The sequence below is a fragment of the Dongia deserti genome, from assembly GCF_003574735.1.
GTDB lineage: Bacteria > Pseudomonadota > Alphaproteobacteria > Dongiales > Dongiaceae > Dongia_A > Dongia_A deserti.
On sequence record NZ_QORW01000003.1, the window covers coordinates 353,444 to 371,765 of the forward strand.

Sequence of the window (18,322 nt, forward strand, 5' to 3'; positions counted from 1 at the left end):
TGTCAAACGATAACGCGATGCCGAATGGGCAAGTGTTGGTCCGTGCAGTGCTTTGGGATGATTGGTGCAGTGCTTTGGGATGATTGGAGCGACAGTGGCATGCGCGAGCGAGTGCTGATAACGGGCGGCGCAGGATTTATCGGGTCGCATCTCTGCGATGCATTGCTGGCCGCCGGATACGACGTCCGCCTGTACGACAACTTGAATCCGCAAGTGCACGGGAACGGCGCATGGCCATCCTATCTGACAAAGCATGCAGAGCTGCAATGCGGCGACATGCGCGATGCAGCGCGGCTGGGGCGTGCCCTGGAGGGAATCGACGATGTCGTCCACCTCGCCGCGTCTGTCGGCGTGGGCCAGAGCATGTATGAAATCGCCGACTACGTCGGTGTAAACGATTGTGGCACTGCAAACCTCCTGCAGCTTCTGAGCAAGAAGCCGGCACGCAAGCTCGTCGTTGCGTCCTCCATGAGCGTCTATGGAGAGGGTCGATATCGGACGGCGCCCGGCGCGATCGTGGACAATGCCGTGCGCTCGGATGGCGCCATTCGCGCCGGCGCATGGGATCCTGTCGACGAGCGGGGCGAAGCGTTGGTGCCGATCCCCACACCGGAGGAAAAGGTGCCGGATCTTGCCTCGGTTTACGCCCTCACCAAGTTCAGCCAGGAGCGGATGTGCCTGCTGGTCGGCAAGGCCTATGGGATGAGCACCGTCGCACTGCGTTTCTTCAACGTCTATGGAACGCGGCAGGCGCTGTCCAATCCCTACACGGGCGTGCTGGCCATCTTCGCGAGTCGTCTGATGAACGGCAATCCGCCTATGATTTTTGAGGACGGTGGTCAGCTTCGCGACTTCGTTCATGTCCGTGACGTCGCCCAGGCTTGTCGTTCGGCCATTGAGGCGGCTCCGACAGCGGACGGCGTGTACAATGTCGGCACGGGCCGCGGCGTTTCGATCGCGGAGCTAGCCGACAGGATGCGGACATTGCTCGGTCGGCCGGACCTAAAACCGCAATTGACCGGCCGCTATCGCATCGGCGATGTGCGCCACTGCTTCGCCGAGATCAAGAAAGCGCGCCACGCTCTGGGATTCGACCCGAAGGTCGGGCTCAATGAAGGCATGGCGGAGCTCGTGGAATGGGTGCGCTGCGAAGCGCCGCGCGATCAGGTCGATTTCGCGACCAGGGAGCTGTCTCGCCGAGGATTGGTCGCATGACGGTGGACGGCTTGCAGCCTTGGAGGCTGCGTCAAGTAGACGGGCTCGAACCGGTGCGGCACCGAGACAGCGCGGATGATGCGTTGACGCTAATCACAGGCGGGGCTGGCTTCATCGGCACCAATCTTGCAGACCGGATCGCGCGCGAAGGCGGCCGTGTTCTGATCTACGACAATCTCAGCCGAGCTGGAGTCGAGCGGAACCTCAAGTGGCTGAAGCAGCGCCATGGCGATCGCATTTCGGTGGACGTGGCGGACATCCGGGACAATGAGCGGATCGAAGCGGCCGTCGCACAGGCGGTTCGCGTCTTTCACATGGCCGCGCAAGTGGCGGTCACCACTAGCCTCGCTGATCCGCTGACCGATTTCCAGATCAACGCGGCTGGGACCTTGTCCCTGCTTGAAGCGCTACGCAAACGGCACAAGCCGCCGCCGCTCGTCTTCGCCTCCACCAACAAGCTGTACGGTGAATGCGTGGCCCGTGACCAGCTGTCCGAAGAGGCGACACGGTATCGGCCCCGCCGGCTCGGTCTGCGGCGTGGCATCGATGAGCTTTGCCCAATCCAGCTCGTCAGCCCATACGGTTGCTCCAAGGGAGCGGCGGATCAGTACGTGCTGGACTATGCCCGTGCTTTCGGCATACCGGCCGCTGTGATGCGCATGAGCTGCATCTACGGGCCGCGTCAGTTCGGCACGACCGACCAGGGTTGGGTCGCACATTTTGTCGGCGCCTGCCTGCAAGGCGAGACCATCACCGTTTATGGCGATGGCAAGCAGGTGCGAGACATACTGTTCGTCGAAGACGCAGTGAATGCCTATCTGCTCGTGCAATCCCATATGCCGCAGATTAGCGGCCAAGTATTCAATCTCGGCGGTGGTCCCCGCAATGCTGTTAGCCTGCTCGAACTGCTCGCGTTGCTCGAGGGGCTGACAAAGACGAAGCCGAAAGTACGATTCGACAACTGGCGTCACGGGGATCAGCTCTACTACGTGTCGGATACCACACATCTGCGGCGCGCAACCGGCTGGCAGCCGACCGTCAGCTATACGCGCGGCATTGCGCAGCTCCATCATTGGCTTTCGGGCTTCCTCGGCACCCACACACTGCACCGCGAGCGGGTTCCCGCATGAGCCCACTTTGCCGCGAACGCAAGCGCAAAAGTGAAGCGCCACGACGCATCCTGATGACGGCCGATGCCGTGGGTGGCGTATGGCAATATTGTCTGGAGCTGGCTGCCGGACTTTGCCGCGCCGGCTCGGAAGTCTGGATGGCGGTGATGGGACCGGCACCAAGCCAGGGACAGCTGCAGAGCACGCACATCGCTGGCCTCAGAATCCTTCATGGCGATTTCCGGCTGGAGTGGATGGTGGACGCAGAGGCGGATTTGGGGCGCGCTGGCGACTGGCTCCTGACGCTGGCCGACGCGCTGAGGCCCGACATCGTCCACCTCAATGGCTATGCGCATGCGGCGCTGCCCTGGCGCCGGCCGGTCGTCGTGGTCGCGCATTCCTGCGTGATCACCTGGTGGCGGGCGGTGCACCGATGCGAAGCTCCCCAAGAGTGGGACAGATATCGCAACTTCGTCGCACGCGGGCTTGAGGCTGCGGACCTTGTAATCGCGCCGACCCTAGCGTTCTTGCGGGCGTTGCGCGCGACCTACCGGTTCGACACACCGAGCTGCGCGATCTGGAACGGTCGCAGCCGTACCCCTGAGAGCACAGGGGCGAAGCAACGGGTGGTCATGACCGCCGGCCGACTATGGGATGCCGCGAAGAACGTCGCCATATTGACAAGAGCGGCCGAGCACGTGCCATACCCGATCTGGGTCGCCGGCGCCGACATGACGCAGGATTGCCCGGCTTCTGTCCTGCCGCTTGGTCGCCTCGATGAATGCGAGATGCGGCAACGATTGGCCGACGCGATGGTCTTTGCCATCCCCGCGCGCTACGAGCCGTTCGGCCTCACTGCCGTGGAAGCCGCCCAGGCGCGCTGCGCGCTGGTGCTGGGCGACATCGATACCCAGCGCGAGCTATGGGATGGGGCTGCCATCTTCGTTCCGCCGGATGATTCCGCGGCCCTGGCGCGCCATCTGAATCGCCTGTTGGAGCAGCCGCAACTGGCTGCAGCGCTGGGCGCCTTGGCCCATCGCCGAGCAAGCCGCTTCACGGCGGAGCGTATGGTGCACCGCTATCTGCACGCTTATGGCATGGTCAACAAGTCGGCCCAGCGCCGCACTTCAGGCGCTGAAACGAGCGATCTGCCACGCGCCCACCTTCACACCCTCTAGGGAGCCGAGTGTGCGCTTTGTCCTCTTCTATCACTCTCTGATCTCCGACTGGAATCATGGCAACGCCCACTTCCTGCGCGGCGTTGTTCGCGAATTGCTGGCTGCTGGACACGATGTAGCGGTCTATGAGCCGGACGGCGGATGGAGCCTGCAGAACCTACTGCGCGAACACGGGCCCCACGCCGCGGAAGCCTTCCGTCGCGCCTTTCCCCAGCTCCGTTCGACCGTCTACGATCTGGAGACGCTCGACCTGGATCGCGCGTTGGAAGGCGCGGATGTCGTCATCGCCCATGAGTGGAACCCGCCGGAGCTGATCGCACGCCTCAACCGAAAGCGCGCGAGCGGCGCAAAGTTCCGCCTGCTGTTCCATGACACGCATCATCGTGCCGTCACCAAGTCGCGGGAGATGGCGGCCTATGATCTCTCGGCCTTTGACGGCGTCCTCGCCTTCGGTGAAGCCGTTCGCCAGCTCTATGTCCGAAACGGGTGGTCGGGACAAGCCTGGACGTGGCACGAGGCGGCCGATACCGCCTTATTCAAACCCATTCGCGCGACGCGCCCAGTCGATGACTTGGTCTGGATCGGCAATTGGGGTGATCGCGAGCGTAGCGCCGAACTGCTTGAGTTCCTGGTCGAGCCGTCGCGCGCGCTCGGTTTGCGTACGTCGATTTATGGCGTGCGCTATCCGCAGACGGCCAAACGTCTTCTGGCGAGTGCGGGCATCGCTTACCACGGCTGGTTGCCGAACTATCGCGTGCCGGCGGTGTTCTCGCGGTTTCAAGTCACCGTCCACGTGCCTCGCCGACCCTACGTCAAGCGGCTGCCCGGGATCCCGACGATCCGAATGTTCGAGGCCTTGGCATGCGCCATTCCACTCATCTGCGCGCCGTGGGACGATGCAGAGAGCCTGTTCGGGTCGATGGACTTCTTGCGTGCCCGGAACGGCGACGAGATGAGGACACAGCTTCAGCGCGTGCTCGCAGACCGCGATTTGAGGCGGGAACTCGCGCGCAACGGCTTGCGTACTATCGAGACGGGACACACCTGTGCCCATCGCGTTCGTGAACTCCTCTCGATCTGCGAGTCGATCGGTGCTGTGCCGGAGGCGCGCCGGCCCTCCGTGGTTGCTGCCTAGGAGTTCGTGATGCACATCGCCTTCTTTGGATCCAGCCTTGTCTCATCCTACTGGAACGGGGCGGCGACGTATTATCGCGGCCTGTTGCGAGCCCTGGCGGATCGGGGCCACCGGATCACGTTCTTCGAGCCAGATGCCTTCGATCGCCAGGCGCATCGAGACATGCCGGATCCATCCTGGTGCAAGGTCGAGGTGTATCAGCCGAACACGCTGGCGTGCGAGCGGATGCTTCGCCAGGCGCGTGTGGCCGACCTTGTGGTGAAGGCGAGCGGCGTCGGCGTGCTCGACGAATTCCTGGAGCAAGCCGTGCTGGAGCTGCAGCGTCCGAACCGACTGGTGGCATTCTGCGACGTCGATGCACCCGCAACCCTGGAGCGCGTGACCAACGATCCGGCAGATCCATTCCGATCGCTAATTCCAAGATACGATGCCATCTTCACCTATGGCGGCGGCGATCCGGTGGTCCGCGCCTATCGCGCGATGGGAGCGCGGCTGTGCCGTCCGATCTACAACGCACTCGATCCGGCAACCCACTTCCCTGTTGCTCCCGATCCGAAGTTCGCCGCCGATCTCAGCTTCCTCGGCAATCGCCTGCCAGACCGCGAGCAGCGCGTGCGCGACTTTTTCCTGCAGCCTGCCGCGCATCTTCCAAACCTGACTTTCCTGCTCGGCGGTGCCGGATGGCCCGGCAGCCACCTGCCGGCCAACGTCCGCACCATCGGTCATGTCGGCACTGGTGATCACAACGCGTTCAATTGCTCGGCAAAGGCGGTGCTGAATATCGCGCGCGACAGTATGGCGCGCTCCGGCTTCTCGCCGGCGACGCGCGTGTTCGAGGCGGCCGGCGCCGGCGCCTGCACGATCACCGACGCCTGGGAAGGAATCGAGGAGTTCTTTATTCCGGACGAGGAGATTCTCGTTGCGCCGGATGGCGATGCTGTTTGCTCGATCCTTGAGGGTCTCGACGCCGAGCGTGCCGCCCGGATTGGCGCAGCGGCCCGCCGCGCAGCACTTCACCGCCACACTTATGCCATCCGGGCAGTGGCGGTGGAGGAGACCCTCGAGGGCCAGAAGATTGGATCGGTGGCGGGATGAAGATTGTCATTCTGGGACTTTCCATCACCTCCTCCTGGGGCAACGGGCATGCCACGACCTATCGTGCGCTGGTCCGTGCGCTGCATCATCGAGGACACGAGGTCCAGTTCCTCGAACGAAACCTCTCCTGGTACGCTGACAATCGTGACATGCCGCGGCCGGATTTCTGCACCGTCAAGCTCTACGCAAGCGTGCGCGATTTGATTCGCCGATTCTCCGGTGCGGTTGCAGGCGCGGATCTGGTGATGGTGGGATCTTTCGTGCCGGACGGAATTGCCGTTGGCGAATGGGCTACCGAGACCGCCACCGGGACGACCGCGTTCTACGACATCGATACGCCCGTCACGCTCACGAAGCTTCAAGCGGGAAGCTGCGACTATCTGTCACCCGATCTGGTGCAGCGCTTCGATCTCTATCTATCCTTCACCGGTGGCCCGGTGCTCGATCGTCTCGAGCGCGCTTTCTTCGCGCGACGAGCGCGTGCGCTCTATTGTTCGGTCGATCCGGCCCTCTATAGGCCCGCGCGATCCACGCCGCGCTGGGAGCTGGGCTACATGGGCACCTATTCGGCGGACCGGCAGCCCAAGCTGGAGTCCCTGCTGTTCGACACTGCACAGCGTCTGCGTGACCGCCGTTTCGTGGTAGCGGGCGCGCAATATCCATGCGAGATCGCATGGCCGACGAACGTCAAGCATATCGAGCACCTGGCGCCTGATCGCCATGCCGCATTCTACAACGCACAGCGCTTCACCCTGAACATTACGCGAGCCGACATGACGGAGCTAGGCTGGTCGCCTAGCGTGCGCCTGTTCGAAGCGGCGGCCTGCGGCACGCCGATCATTTCTGATCTCTGGGGCGGCATCGAAAGCTTCTTCCGTCCGGATTCGGAGATCTTCCTGGCACGATCCGCGGATGACGTGGAGCGCATCCTGCGATGCACCGGCGATGCAGAGCGCCGGAAGACGGCCGCCGCGGCACGAAAGCGGGTGCTGAATGCTCATACCGCGCTGCATCGCGCTATCCTGCTGGAGCGATATGTCCACGAAGTGACGACCAGCAGTCGGGCCAGATCCCGGCCGCGGCAGGCTGCCAGCGTGGCCTGAGCACCCGGGGAGAGGGCTCGGGCGTGGTTTCGCAAGTGAACGCGGAACCGCCCTTGCGGCGGATGGTTGACAACACGATGTGGCTAGCACTGGAGGAAAACTTGGCCAGCGCGGACGAAAGATTCATGGAATGGCTGCGTGACGCCCATGCCATGGAAGAGCAATCGGAGCAGATGCTGGAAAGGACGTGCGACCGGCTCGAGAATTATCCGGAAGTGCGGGAGAGATTCAATGCTCACCGCGCGGTTTCGCGACGGCATGCCGATACCGTGAGGCAATGCATAGGCCGGCGAGGCGGAAGCCCTTCGGCGATCAAAGATACGGCGGGCAAGCTGATGGCGTTCGCGCAGGGCGCAAGCGGCCTGTTTGTCGGCGATGAAGTCGTGAAGGCGATCCTCGCGACCTCGACGTTCGAGCAGATGAAGATCAGCTCGTACGAGATCCTGAAGGCGACCGCAAGGACTGTGGGTGACAGCGAGACGGAGCGCGCCTGCGAAGAAAACCTGCGGGAAGAGCAACAGATGGCGGACTGGCTGGAGGACAACATCGCGCCGATCACCCAGACCTATCTGCAGCGCGAAGAAGCCTCGGGCGTCACCGCCAAGCATTGAGGAAGCACGCTTGGCCGACAAGCCGAGCACGCAGATTGCAGCAGGACAAGCCCGAAGGGCCGCGGAAGGCTGTCGAGCACAAGCTCGAGCGCCAGCAGAAGGAAGTGTCGTCGCGGGAAGCGGTGCGCCCTTCCGAGGACGACGCAGGGCGCGCGGCCGGCCGCGAGAACAGCGGCACAGGGAATCAGTCCTGAGCGCCTAGCCTGCGAAGTGCGGCATACTGAGGACAAATCCGCTCCTCGGGAGCGCGGGTGCGCCCGAGAGGTCGACGGTCATATCCTGCTGCGGCACCGCGTAAGCCAAGCGGACCAGGCGGAGGATGGCCGTCTTGAACAGCGCTTCCGTGGCCCACTCACCCGCACAGCGATGGGTCGTCCGAACACCGCCGGCGCCTAGACTAGCGGAACGAGATCGAAGGGTCCGGGTTGCCGTTTCAGGAACCGCTCCGGGCGGAACGCGTCCGGCTCCGACCAAGTCCTGGAATCGTGGTTGGTACCATAGAAGTCGAGCAGCAGCCAATCTCCGGCCGCGAAATGGTGCCCCAGGAAATCGAACGGCGTCGTCACTCCTGCCGCCGATCGTAGGGAAGAACGGCGCATCATGGCGCACCTCGAAGCGTGCAGCAAGCGATCGTCACCAGTACGGACGACGAGGCTGCGGGGACGCCGCGAAGGCCGGCACGATCGCGCAGCTCCGCCGCAGTGAACGCGCCAGAGGAGATCCGGATCCGCAAGGAAGCGACCGGCGTGCAGGCGCGAGCGTGGGCATTCCTGCCGGCCTGCGTGGCCATGACCGCGTTTCTCCTCTGGGCGGTCCTGCGCTAGATCGACGACCCCTTTCGTGCGGCGCTGACTCGGGCCCGAAGCCGCTCGAGCAATCGGGTCACCGCTTCCTGCGGATCATCTACTTCCCCGCGCAGGGCCACTACGCCCCATTGCTTGAGCACCTCGGCCTGCATGTCATTGTCATGTGCCATGAAGATGAACGAGGCAGGTCGGTGCCGTGCATAACCTGATTTCTCCCAGGTCCGCCAAAGCCAGTGGAGGAGCATGCGGATGTTCATGTCGCTCATGCTGTAGCCCAGGAACAGCACGGTCTTGCCCAGGGCGTCGGCGCGGAACTTGATGTCGAGCGGGGAATCGAAGCGCAGCCGGTCGAAGTAGTCCGTCTCGGTGATAACCAGGGATTGCTCGTCGTCGAAGTCGCCGTGGAACTTGACGATCTGGGTCGCGCCCTCGCGCACCTTCGCAAGATCCAGCGCATTGGCGATCTTCACATAGGGCTTGTCATGGGTTTCGAAGGCCGCCTCGATATTGCGGTCGTAATTGGTCGTGTAGACGATCGGGAAGTCGAGCTCAACGATCAACTCATGGATGCGGGAGTGCGGGACGCGTTCGCGGGAAAGGCTGCGATTCTGGTCCATCCAGCGCCGCAGGGAACGAACATCGCCGTGCTTGATGCGGTAATATTCGGCCAGTGTTCGGTAGGCGTCCGGGCCGGAGATACGCTCCGCCTCGACCCCAAGCTCTGCGCACATGTTCTCGATCAGCTCCCGCCAGGACGGCAGGCCGAGCGCCAGCGACAGGCCCGCTCCAACAAACAGGATCGCTCGGCGCTCGGCGATGCTCCTGGAAAGCGGGTCGAGCGCCTCAGGGTCGACATCCACGCCCGGGCACTCCTCGTCGCGCTCGTTCGCTAGCCCTCGTCGCCACGGCTTATGAACTTGTTGAAGTAGCTTTGCTTCCCTTCGTTGGTTTCCTCTTCGTGCAGGAAGGCAAGCTCGCGGTCGTCGAAGATCTGGAAGAACTCGTCCCAGCCGATCGGCATCAAGCTCTCCTCAGGCTCACCGAAGTCGACGCGCAGGATGCCGCTGCCCCGGCGGCCGTCAGTGTCGGCCACCTTTGCCGGCTTGCCGCTCCGCGTCTCGACCCACTTGCGGATCTCGTCGTGATCGGTCGTCGTGCGTGCGCCGGCCTCGGCCTTCCTGCTCTTGCCGGTCGTCTGCGGCGCTGCCTGCGTCCTCGCCATGGTCACCTCCTCAATGAATTCGGATGCCCATTAACAACAGCCGGCAATCTGCGGCGTTCCGAATGAACCTTTTTGCGGCTTTCCCGTTCACAGAGGAGCGGTTCGGCGCATACCGGGAACCCTGGCCGTCCCGCAACAACGCGGGGGATTCAGCAGAGGGCTCAAGTGGGGAGATCTCGATGACAGAGATCGAGTCCAACGGCCCGTCCGACCGTCGCTCCAGATTTCGCCGTCTGCATCAGGTGGCGCAGTTCGCCTTTCCCCAACGCGATGCAATCGCCATTATCCTGGGCTTCACTTTGGCCGTGGCGGCGATCAGTGCCATCGAGCCCTTGATCCTCAAGGCAGTGTTCGACGAACTGGCCGGCGCGCAGAACGGCCGCGCGCTCATGGTCGCCGTGGCGGCGCTGCTGGGACTTGCGATTGCGCGCGAGCTGCTGGACGGGGCCGCCAATTGGCTGACCTGGCGGACGCGCATCGGCCTGCAATATGCGCTACTCGAAGCGACCGTCGGCAAGCTTCACAAGATGCCGCTCCGGATCCAGCGCAGCGAAGGGGTCGGCGCCATCATGACGCGCCTCGATCGCAGCATTCAGGGCTTCACGTCCGCCGTCACGCTGCTCCTGTTCAATGTCCTGCCCTCCGTGATCTTCCTGTCGATTGCCATCTGGATCATGTTGCACCTGGACTGGCGCTTGGCACTGGTCGTTTTGTCCTTTGCACCGATGCCGGCGCTGCTGGCGATGCGCGCGGCGCCCGAGCAGGTGCGGCGGGAGCGCTCCTTGTTGGATCAATGGGCGCACATCTACTCCCGCTTCAACGAAGTGCTGTCCGGCATCGTCACGGTGCGCAGCTTTTCCATGGAAGAGGCGGAGAAGGGCCGGTTCCTGAAGGACGTGGCGGCGGCCAACCGATTGGTCGTGCGCGGGGTTGCAACTGACGCCAGCTATGGCGCGGTGAGCAATATCATCGTTGCCGTCGCGCGCATCTGGGCAGTGGGATTTGGCGCATATCTCGCGGTCAAGGGGGAGGTCACCATCGGCACGATCGTCGCCTTCCTTGGCTATGTCGGCGGGCTGTTTGGACCGGTTCAGGGCTTGAGCGGCGTCTATTCGGCCCTGCGCCGCGCGTCGGTGTCACTGGATGAGATCTTTCGCATCCTGAACGTCCAGGAGCATCTCGGCGATTCACCCGACGCGGAGGAGCTGACCAGCGTACTGGGCGATGTGCGCTTCGAGAATGTCCACTTCCGATACGAGCAGGCTGGCCGGCCACTACTGGACGGCGTATCGCTGCATGTCGAGCCTGGCCAGACCATCGCGATCGTCGGGCCCAGCGGCTCTGGCAAGACGACTCTCATAGCGCTGCTCATGCGATTCTATGACCCGCGGGATGGGCGCATCTTGCTCGATGGTCGCGACCTCCGCACGATCAAGCAGAGTTCCCTGCGCCGGAACATCGGGGTCGTTCTGCAGGATCCACTGCTGTTCAACGACACCGTCCTGGCCAATATCGCCTATGGCAAAATCGGTGCGGGCGAGGAGGAGATTATCGCTGCCGCGAAGGCGGCGCAGGCCGACGAATTCATCCGGCGCCTTCCGGACGGCTACAACACGATGGTCGGCGAGCGGGGCAGCTTGCTGTCCGTCGGTGAGCGGCAACGCATCACCATTGCGCGCGCCCTCTTGAAGGACCCCGCCATCCTTGTTCTGGATGAGGCAACGTCTTCGCTGGACGCGGAGTCCGAAGAAGCAGTGCAGACGGCGATCGAGTCCCTTGTGAAGAGCCGCACCACCTTCGTCATCGCCCATCGCCTGGCGACCGTGGTCAATGCCGACCGAATCGTCGTTCTCAAGGAGGGTCGGCTCGCCGAAAGCGGCACGCACGTCGAGCTTCTGCAGCGGCGTGGATATTATTCGACCCTGGTCAAACGCCAGAGCCGGGGCCTGATCGTGAATGAAGGCGAGGAGCCGATGCCCGGCCCGGGCGATGGACCGGGCGCGTGAAAGTTGGGCGCTGCGAGTCCCCGCGCGTACCTAGGCTCGAGCTAAAAGCCATGGATGCGGCTTGCGTGCACGCGGCTTGGAAATAGACAATCTCGCTCACCCAATCCATTATGCATGTGAAACTTCACCGACCGAAATCGCGACCAGATCGCAAGCCTGCAATTTGCTGTCTATCGCGAGATTGAACAGCGCGAGGTCCCGTTCTGCGCGGTGTCGAAAAATCGTGTTCGATCGCCGGCGGTAGAGGAAGGACGGTGAGCAGACGCATGCGCGTGGACGGCCGAAATTCAGCTCGCTGTAAAGGTACTAATGGAAACCTAGAAGAGGGCTTACCCAGCCCAGGCATCCTGTGCAGCGGTCGTTCCGTTCGTTTGGCGGGAACTTTCGCTAATCCTATTCGTTGCTGGCCTTAGTGCCGCCATCTGATTCAGGTGGTGCCATGGGATGCCTCCTCGCGTCCCCTTCTGACATCGCTTGCTGGGATCTCTCCTAAGCGGTTGCGAATACGCAGGTTTGTTACGACGAGGTGACCGGGTCTGGATTTGGGCAGCCCTAACCGTAGTTCTGTCTGCCAAGGCATCGAACGGATTCGGGTCTCGAGACTGTTGATCCGAACCACGCGCTCGCGGCAGCGTGGGAACACGAGAACTAAGCCGAATGGCGATCTATGACAGGAGCATCGCTTCTAAGGCCCGGCCAGACCTGCTGGCGAATCGAGAGAGCAAATCGGATCGCGTTCCTGATCGACGCAGAGGCGTACTTTGCCGCAGTCAAGGCTCTCTTGCGAAATGCTCGCCATTCGATCCTCTTGCTCGGCTGGGAGTTCGATCCCCGCACGCGTCTCGAGCCTGGAGCTGAGACTAAGTCCGAACCGGACGCAATCGGTCCTCTCCTCTTGGACCTGAAGAAGCAGCGTCCGGAACTCGACATCCATGTTCTGATCTGGGATATGGCAATTCTGTTCGCTCTGACGCACTACCTCTATCCTCAGCGCGCCGAGAAATGGTTCGAATATCGGCTCGCATTCCGGCTGGACAGTTCCGTCCCGTTCGGCGCATGCCACCATCAAAAGGTGCTTGTGATCGATGACGCGGTGGCATTCTGCGGCGGAGGGGATTTCGCGCCGAACCGCTGGGATACGCCGAGCCATCCCGACGATCACCCCGCTCGGCGACTGCCGTCGGGACGGGCGTACGAGCCGCGGCATGACGTTACAATGATGGTGGACGGCGCTGCCGCCGGGGCGCTGGGTGACCTTGCTCGAGCGCGGTGGCAGCGAGCAACCGGCGAAGTGATCAAGCCACCTGAGCGATGCCTTGATGACCCCTGGCCCGCTACAACCATTCCGGCCCTCACGGACGTGCATGTCGCAATCGCCCGTACTGAACCTGCCTGGCGCGGTCGCCCGTCCATCCGCGAGAACGAGGCGTTGTACCTCGGGGCGATCGCGGCGGCGCGCTGCCTCATAGTGCTCGAGAACCAGTATTTCGCCTCGCCTCTAATTTGCGCTGCGCTCAAGGCGCGTCTGAGCGAGCCCGATGGTCCTGAGGTCGTCGTGATCTGCTCGGGGCACAGTCCGAGCCTCTATGATTTCTTCAGTATGGACAGAACGCGCGACGCGTTGATCCCTAAGCTGGCGAGAGCTGACGCTTACGACCGGTTCAGAGCCTACGCGCCCCTCACATCCGGCGGGCGGGTGATCGTCGTTCACTCCAAGGTAGCACTCATCGATGACCGGTTTCTCCGCATCGGATCCGCAAACCTCAATAATCGTTCATTCGGCTATGACACCGAATGCGACCTCGCGATAGAGGCTGATGATCGGAACGAGGGGAAGCAGAGTCGGCAGGCGATCGAGCAGTTTCGGAATTACCTAATCGCCCACTATCTCGGCTCCACCACAGAGCACGTGTCAAAAGCGGTAGAGTCGCACGGTAGCTTGATCGAGGCGATCGAAGCGTTGGACAAACGTAGAGAGCGCAGACTGCGCCCATTTGAGCGGACGGCGCCTAGTCTGTTCGGGCGAGTGGTTGCGGAGTGGAGTCTCGGCGATCCGATCAGTGTCGCGGATGCGTGGCGCCCCTGGCGCCGGCCGACCGCCCAACACGTAGTCGATGGGATGTAGTGATGCCCGACGGGCGGCGCCGGGCAGCTGCCGGACCAAATTGCAGCAACCTGTCGCTTAAGCCGACACCAACACTCATCCGGCAAGGGCGAACGCGCTCCGGAAGGCCTAGCGCCTTCAGCTGCGTGCACTGAGGTAGACCTTGCGATGTCAGGTCCTCGCCCAACAGCGGACCTCTCCCGCCAGGGACGATCGGCAGAAACGTGCTAAGAGCCGCCTCTGGGATCGGCCTTGTGCCGCACACATCGTGATGTCAGCCTGTGGCATGCGGCAATTTGCCGGTCCTAACGGCCGCGCGGCGCCGCCGATGAGATCAACACATAGGCCAAACCGGCCAGAAGTCCGATTTGAGTCGCTAGGCGTACTAGGAAGCCCTGAATAGGTCAGCTTCAACTCCGATAGCCGAGCTCGCCTGTTGGGATCTCTTTAGCCGGGTGCCATTTTCAGACATCGCTGTCATCGAACCATAGTAGACTACCGTGAGCGCTTTGACCTTCCGACCCGGCTCAAACGCGAACAGCTCTGAGCCAGCTGAGCTGATCTCACGCCAGCCCTCGGCCACGCACATCATCGAGAACGGTCTGTAACAGCGGGATCGCTCAGCTACCTGAGCTATCCTTTGTGGATCCGGTTGACGGACCGGCGGTACCTCCCCTGCCTGCCCTCGTGCCCGGAGGCCCGGCCGGGTTGGTTCCTTCAGGCTGCAGGCCCGATGCAAGCCCAGAGCTTCCGCTGGATTGGCTTGAACTGGCGCTCTCGCTGTCGGCTTTATGTTCGTTCTGCCCTTCGATCTCGCGCTCAGCGCGTTCCCAGTGCTCGCGCTCGCGTCCATCCGGCCGGCCTTCGTCTTCCCAAATCTGGCGCGCCCGCTCTCGAATCCTCTGCTCCCGGTCATCCATGACGTGCCTCCTCGACCGCACGCAATGTAAATGCAGCGGCTTGAGGCGTGTTCCAACCGCAAGAGGCGGTGCTGGTATGTTGACCTGTTCAGTTGGCTTGCCACCACATCTTCATTCCTAGACCACGGCAAGGATACGTCGAGTGCGAGCGCATGCGGATACAGCAGACCTACCTCCTTTGTGGCGGTACCTGCCACATCGCGCCGCCACACACAGGAGCGCCCTTCGGGCCAGCCCCAGGCGTCGTTCTACATCGACGGTCGTTCTCTCGAAGAATTTGCCGTTCGATGATCCGCTTCGGGAACGGCCTATGCGACAATGCGGTTCTTCTATTCGGCTTCAATCGCCTCGGCTGCGAGCTCCGGAAACCGGGTTCGCAGTGGGCCGAATACAGTTGGAGAACTTGCAGAAGGCATATCCTGCGTTTCGAGCGCTGAGATCGCGGCAGCAAGGAAATGGCAGCCGCATCATAACCGTAGTGCTGGATCGCGATTATAGCGATCCGCGTGACCTGGAGGGGCGAAAGCTCTGGGTTGATGGCGAGCTCTGCCATTGTGAGCGAATCTGCGAAGCAGCGACCGTACCTCGCAAGAAGGGTGAACGAATCATGTTGCAGGTCGGGAACTGCCCCGAAGACGACATGGCCCCTTTTCCGCTCTCGCCAGGCCGCAATTCGCAATGAAGCAGCCGCTCTCCTCTACGGGTGCACGGACTTGCTAGACTGCGTCATCGTCGGCGGTGGTCCGGCCGGATTGGCCGCGGCCATATACCTCGCGAGATTTCGTAGGGCCGTCCAGCTTGTCGACGCCGGATCGAGCCGGGCAAAGCTGATTCCTCGCACGCACAATTTGCCCGGGTTTCCCGATGGCGTTTCCGGACGCGATCTCCTCGACCGCCTCCATCAGCAGGCAGCCCGGTTTGGTGTTTCGCCGCTCATCGGCCAAGTTGAGACCGTTGACGCCGTGGATGGTGGTTTTTCAGTTGGCGGGACCAGTGTTGCTTTGAACGCGCGCACTGTTCTGTTGGCAACGGGAGTGGTCGATCGGAAGCCGGACATAGCGGACCTGGACGAACTGGTCGCTCGAGGCATAGTGCGTTTTTGCCCAATCTGCGACGCTTATGAGATCGTAGGGCGCAAGGTCGCGGTCATAGGACCAATCGACCATGCGATGAAGGAGGCGCAGTTCCTCCGGACCTATACCCCCGATGTTACGGTACTGGCTTCTGATCTCCTCCGATCCGACAGGACGAGCAAACCAGAACGCGGAGAGCCAGGCATCAGAATCCTGCGTGAGCAGCGACTCCGGTTCGATGCCATCGCCGGGCAGGTGACTGCGGCCCTTCCGGATGGGACTCATCTGCATTTCGACGTGCTCTACGCGGCTTTGGGGACGACCGTGCGCTCCGAACTAGCCAGACGGCTTGGCGCCGGCTGTACCGACACAACATGCATCCTTGTCGATGGCCATCAACGGACATCGGTCCGCGGCCTCTACGCGGCTGGAGACGTGGTGCAGGAGCTGGACCAGATCGCAGTCGCCTTCGGACACGCCGCCATTGCTGCCACTGCAGTCCACAATGACCTGCCTCGAAGCTCCGGAGGTGAAACCTGAGGCATTCGGCATGAGCGACTCCCAACGCGAAACGCCCCATGTAGAACCGCCCCTCCGGCGACTTCCGATCGGTGCGGAATTCATGAACAGTGACGTGCACTTTCGCGTATGGGCGCCAGACCAAAAGCGCGTCGAGGTCGTGCTAGAGAGGGCACGAGGCAAGTACACCTCTTTCGAGCTGAAAGCGGAAGCAAATGGCTATCATTCCGCCGTAATGAACGGGATTGGTCCAGGCACCCTGTATCGGTTCAGGCTTGACGATGGTGACCAGCTGTACCCGGACCCGGCGTCAAGATTCCAGCCAGCTGGTCCTCATGGGCCGTCCATGATCGTGGATCCGCTTGCCTATCGCTGGAGGGCTACGGAGTGGAAAGGCCTTAGCAAGCAGGGTCAGGTGATCTACGAAATGCACGTGGCGACTTTCACGTCCGAAGGCACCTGGGACGCCGCGATCGGCCGGCTAGAGTATCTTGCGGACATCGGTATTACCGCATTAGAGATCATGCCTGTCGCTGATTTTGCTGGCAGCTTCGGATGGGGCTATGACGGCGTCAATCTATTCGCACCGACCCGTCTTTATGGAACTCCTGATGAGATGCGCACCTTCGTCGACCAGGCGCATCGTCTGGGAATGGGCGTCATCCTCGATGTCGTCTATAACCATCTCGGCCCCGACGGAGACTGCCTGCGCCGCTTTGCAGACCATTATTTTTCCAAAATTCATAGAACCCAATGGGGTGATGCGATCAATTTTGACGGACCTTACTCCGCACCGGTACGTGAGTTCGTCCTTTCCAACGTGCGCTACTGGACAGAGGAATTTCGCCTCGACGGATTGCGCATCGACGCAACACAGGACATGTCCGATTCGAGCCGACAGCACATATTGTCGGAGATATCGCAGACCGCGCGTGCGGCTGCGCGGGACCGAAGCGTGCTGATCATCGCCGAGAATGAGCCCCAACAGCGGCAGCTTGTAGATCCCATTGAGCAAGGGGGCTACGGCTTTGACATGCTTTGGAACGACGATTTCCATCACACTGCCATGGTCCGGTTGACTGGTCGGCGCGAAGCCTACTACACCGACTATTGCGGCACGCCGCAGGAACTCGTGTCGGCAGCCAAACGTGGCTATCTCTATCAAGGGCAGTTCTATCGCTGGCAGAACAAAAAGCGCGGAAGTTGCACGCGCGGTCTGCCTCGATCGACCTTCGTGAATTTCCTGCAGAATCACGATCAGATTGCCAATTCCGGCCGGGGCGTTCGTGTCCACGTCTTGGCGGGTCCCGCGCTCTACAGGACGATGACGGCACTTCTCTTGCTCCTTCCGGGAACGCCCATGTTGTTCCAGGGCCAAGAGTTCGCTTCCAGCTCGCCATTCCTGTATTTCGCCGACCATAAGCCGGAGATCGCCGCCTTGGTAAGACACGGACGAGCCGAGTTTCTGGCACAATTTCCGAGCCTCGCGACACCCCAAATGCAGGCAGTGCTGACGGATCCGGGCGACCTTGAGACGTTTCGGCGTTCGAAGTTGGACTGGTCCGAGCAGCAAGAGCATGAGGACGTCCTCGCTCTGCATCGCGATCTCCTGGCGCTGCGGAGAACCGATGCCGCCCTTCGCGCGCTAGAAAGCATCGAGGTGGATGGTGCAGTGCTAAGCGGAAACGCACTTGTGTTGCGGTATTTCTCGCCTGATCGTGCTGATCGGCTCGTTTTGGCCAATCTCGGTGACGACCTTCAGCTCGAAAGACTGCCTGAACCTCTGTTGGCGCCGCCTGTCGATCTCTCTTGGGCAGTGCTCTGGTCAAGCGAAGACCCGCGATATGGCGGAAGTGGGACGCCGGAGATGGAGAGCGAGCGTGGCTGGCACGTGCCAGCAAATACTGTACTTCTGGTGGGCGCGGTTAAGTCTGGCTAGTCAGGCGCAGGCAAGTAGTTGCGGCATTTGATGGTAAGCTCCGGATGTATTCAGCCCGATGCGCAACGGCAACTTGCTCGCCGGTTTCGCGGCTCTCGAGCGACAACTTGCCGACCGTACGAAGCCACTTGGTATGCCAAGCACCTGAAGCCGCAAGGCCAATACGTGCTGAGAACATCAACAATCGCTTTGCCTCCTGACCAGCGTCGGATGTGGCGCCCTCGACCACCAACGCCTGCGAGCTATCGGCTTCCTTGGCGTGCGAAACTCCGGCCATAGCGGGTATC

18 protein-coding genes are annotated in these 18,322 nt (G+C 62.1%); 13 read left to right on the forward strand and 5 right to left on the reverse strand.

Translation table 11 applies throughout. The features are described 5' to 3' along the window. Nucleotides 1-99: 99 nt before the first annotated feature. From DTX69_RS06740 to DTX69_RS29995, 8 genes are all read left to right on the forward strand, one after another. On the forward strand, nt 100-1,215 hold the full coding sequence (locus DTX69_RS06740; RefSeq protein ID WP_119300736.1) for an NAD-dependent epimerase/dehydratase family protein: 1,116 nt from the start codon (nt 100-102) through the stop codon (nt 1,213-1,215). 83 nt (nt 1,216-1,298) lie between these two features. Further along, entirely contained in the window at nt 1,299-2,345 is a 1,047-nt protein-coding gene (locus tag DTX69_RS06745; protein WP_284735598.1) for an SDR family NAD(P)-dependent oxidoreductase, read from the forward strand. Beyond that, on the forward strand, nt 2,342-3,502 hold the full coding sequence (locus DTX69_RS06750; protein ID WP_119300738.1) for a glycosyltransferase family 4 protein: 1,161 nt from the start codon (nt 2,342-2,344) through the stop codon (nt 3,500-3,502). Before DTX69_RS06745 ends, DTX69_RS06750 begins: the two co-directional genes overlap by 4 nt. Nucleotides 3,503-3,512: 10 nt before the next feature. Continuing rightward, nucleotides 3,513-4,637: a CgeB family protein gene (locus DTX69_RS06755; protein WP_119300739.1), complete on the forward strand. Its 1,125-nt coding sequence runs from the start codon at nt 3,513-3,515 to the stop codon at nt 4,635-4,637. Nucleotides 4,638-4,646: 9 nt separating this feature from the next. After that, a complete protein-coding gene (locus DTX69_RS06760) occupies nt 4,647-5,732 on the forward strand; it encodes a CgeB family protein (RefSeq protein ID WP_119300740.1) in 1,086 nt (361 codons plus the stop codon). Continuing rightward, nucleotides 5,729-6,835, forward strand: coding sequence for a CgeB family protein (locus DTX69_RS06765; protein ID WP_119300741.1), 1,107 nt, complete (start codon nt 5,729-5,731; stop codon nt 6,833-6,835). The genes DTX69_RS06760 and DTX69_RS06765 overlap by 4 nt, the downstream gene beginning before the upstream one ends. Before the next feature lie 77 nt (nt 6,836-6,912). Then, nucleotides 6,913-7,446 carry a ferritin-like domain-containing protein gene (locus tag DTX69_RS06770; protein ID WP_162916770.1) on the forward strand — a complete coding sequence of 178 codons (534 nt, stop codon included), beginning with the start codon at nt 6,913-6,915 and terminating at the stop codon, nt 7,444-7,446. Between the two features lie 35 nt (nt 7,447-7,481). Further along, the gene (locus DTX69_RS29995; protein ID WP_162916772.1) at nt 7,482-7,640 is read left to right on the forward strand and encodes a hypothetical protein; all 159 of its coding nucleotides are present in this window, start codon (nt 7,482-7,484) and stop codon (nt 7,638-7,640) included. A 198-nt stretch (nt 7,641-7,838) separates the two neighbouring features. Here DTX69_RS29995 and DTX69_RS06775 read toward each other — a convergent pair whose 3' ends face one another. Beyond that, nucleotides 7,839-8,048: a cytochrome P450 gene (locus DTX69_RS06775; RefSeq protein WP_119300742.1), complete on the reverse strand. Its 210-nt coding sequence runs from the start codon at nt 8,046-8,048 to the stop codon at nt 7,839-7,841. A gap of 15 nt (nt 8,049-8,063) precedes the next feature. Here DTX69_RS06775 and DTX69_RS30000 point away from each other — a divergent pair, with 15 nt between their 5' ends. Continuing rightward, on the forward strand, nt 8,064-8,270 hold the full coding sequence (locus tag DTX69_RS30000; RefSeq protein WP_162916775.1) for a hypothetical protein: 207 nt from the start codon (nt 8,064-8,066) through the stop codon (nt 8,268-8,270). Here the strand turns inward: DTX69_RS30000 and DTX69_RS06780 are convergent. Both DTX69_RS06780 and DTX69_RS06785 read right to left on the reverse strand, forming a co-directional pair. Then, nucleotides 8,267-9,112, reverse strand: coding sequence for an SIR2 family protein (locus tag DTX69_RS06780; protein ID WP_119300743.1), 846 nt, complete (start codon nt 9,110-9,112; stop codon nt 8,267-8,269). The genes DTX69_RS30000 and DTX69_RS06780 overlap by 4 nt on opposite strands. A 29-nt stretch (nt 9,113-9,141) precedes the next feature. Next, complete coding sequence (locus DTX69_RS06785) at nt 9,142-9,474, reverse strand: hypothetical protein (protein WP_119300744.1); 333 nt, start codon at nt 9,472-9,474, stop codon at nt 9,142-9,144. A gap of 179 nt (nt 9,475-9,653) precedes the next feature. Between DTX69_RS06785 and DTX69_RS06790 the strand changes: the two genes are divergently transcribed. After that, nucleotides 9,654-11,480, forward strand: a complete 1,827-nt coding sequence (locus DTX69_RS06790; RefSeq protein ID WP_119300745.1) for an ABC transporter ATP-binding protein — start codon at nt 9,654-9,656, stop codon at nt 11,478-11,480. Between the two features lie 667 nt (nt 11,481-12,147). Next, nucleotides 12,148-13,605 carry a phospholipase D-like domain-containing protein gene (locus tag DTX69_RS06795; protein ID WP_119300746.1) on the forward strand — a complete coding sequence of 486 codons (1,458 nt, stop codon included), beginning with the start codon at nt 12,148-12,150 and terminating at the stop codon, nt 13,603-13,605. A gap of 599 nt (nt 13,606-14,204) precedes the next feature. Here DTX69_RS06795 and DTX69_RS06805 read toward each other — a convergent pair. Continuing rightward, nucleotides 14,205-14,504 carry a DUF2934 domain-containing protein gene (locus DTX69_RS06805; protein WP_119300748.1) on the reverse strand — a complete coding sequence of 100 codons (300 nt, stop codon included), beginning with the start codon at nt 14,502-14,504 and terminating at the stop codon, nt 14,205-14,207. Nucleotides 14,505-15,217: 713 nt separating this feature from the next. On the opposite strand from DTX69_RS06805, the gene DTX69_RS06810 reads away from it, so the two are divergent. Both DTX69_RS06810 and treZ read left to right on the forward strand, forming a co-directional pair. Next, nucleotides 15,218-16,117, forward strand: a complete 900-nt coding sequence (locus DTX69_RS06810; protein ID WP_284735599.1) for an NAD(P)/FAD-dependent oxidoreductase — start codon at nt 15,218-15,220, stop codon at nt 16,115-16,117. A 10-nt stretch (nt 16,118-16,127) separates the two neighbouring features. After that, the gene (gene treZ / locus DTX69_RS06815; RefSeq protein ID WP_119300797.1) at nt 16,128-18,035 is read left to right on the forward strand and encodes a malto-oligosyltrehalose trehalohydrolase; all 1,908 of its coding nucleotides are present in this window, start codon (nt 16,128-16,130) and stop codon (nt 18,033-18,035) included. Here the strand turns inward: treZ and DTX69_RS30005 are convergent. Further along, nucleotides 18,022-18,312 (reverse strand): hypothetical protein, encoded by a 291-nt coding sequence (locus tag DTX69_RS30005; protein WP_162916777.1) that lies wholly within the window; start codon nt 18,310-18,312, stop codon nt 18,022-18,024. The genes treZ and DTX69_RS30005 overlap by 14 nt on opposite strands. Between the last annotated feature and the right edge of the window lie 10 nt (nt 18,313-18,322).

What these genes read in the sequence shown, in the direction of transcription:
- DTX69_RS06775 (WP_119300742.1), bottom strand. Translation starts at nt 8,048, where the DNA reads ATGATGCGCCGTTCTTCCCTACGATCGGCGGCAGGAGTGACGACGCCG.
- treZ (WP_119300797.1), top strand. Translation starts at nt 16,128, where the DNA reads ATGAGCGACTCCCAACGCGAAACGCCCCATGTAGAACCGCCCCTCCGG.
- DTX69_RS06750 (WP_119300738.1), top strand. Translation starts at nt 2,342, where the DNA reads ATGAGCCCACTTTGCCGCGAACGCAAGCGCAAAAGTGAAGCGCCACGA.
- DTX69_RS30005 (WP_162916777.1), bottom strand. Translation starts at nt 18,312, where the DNA reads ATGGCCGGAGTTTCGCACGCCAAGGAAGCCGATAGCTCGCAGGCGTTG.
- DTX69_RS06765 (WP_119300741.1), top strand. Translation starts at nt 5,729, where the DNA reads ATGAAGATTGTCATTCTGGGACTTTCCATCACCTCCTCCTGGGGCAAC.
- DTX69_RS06760 (WP_119300740.1), top strand. Translation starts at nt 4,647, where the DNA reads ATGCACATCGCCTTCTTTGGATCCAGCCTTGTCTCATCCTACTGGAAC.
- DTX69_RS06790 (WP_119300745.1), top strand. Translation starts at nt 9,654, where the DNA reads ATGACAGAGATCGAGTCCAACGGCCCGTCCGACCGTCGCTCCAGATTT.
- DTX69_RS06785 (WP_119300744.1), bottom strand. Translation starts at nt 9,474, where the DNA reads ATGGCGAGGACGCAGGCAGCGCCGCAGACGACCGGCAAGAGCAGGAAG.
- DTX69_RS06805 (WP_119300748.1), bottom strand. Translation starts at nt 14,504, where the DNA reads ATGGATGACCGGGAGCAGAGGATTCGAGAGCGGGCGCGCCAGATTTGG.
- DTX69_RS06770 (WP_162916770.1), top strand. Translation starts at nt 6,913, where the DNA reads ATGTGGCTAGCACTGGAGGAAAACTTGGCCAGCGCGGACGAAAGATTC.
- DTX69_RS06795 (WP_119300746.1), top strand. Translation starts at nt 12,148, where the DNA reads ATGACAGGAGCATCGCTTCTAAGGCCCGGCCAGACCTGCTGGCGAATC.
- DTX69_RS06740 (WP_119300736.1), top strand. Translation starts at nt 100, where the DNA reads ATGCGCGAGCGAGTGCTGATAACGGGCGGCGCAGGATTTATCGGGTCG.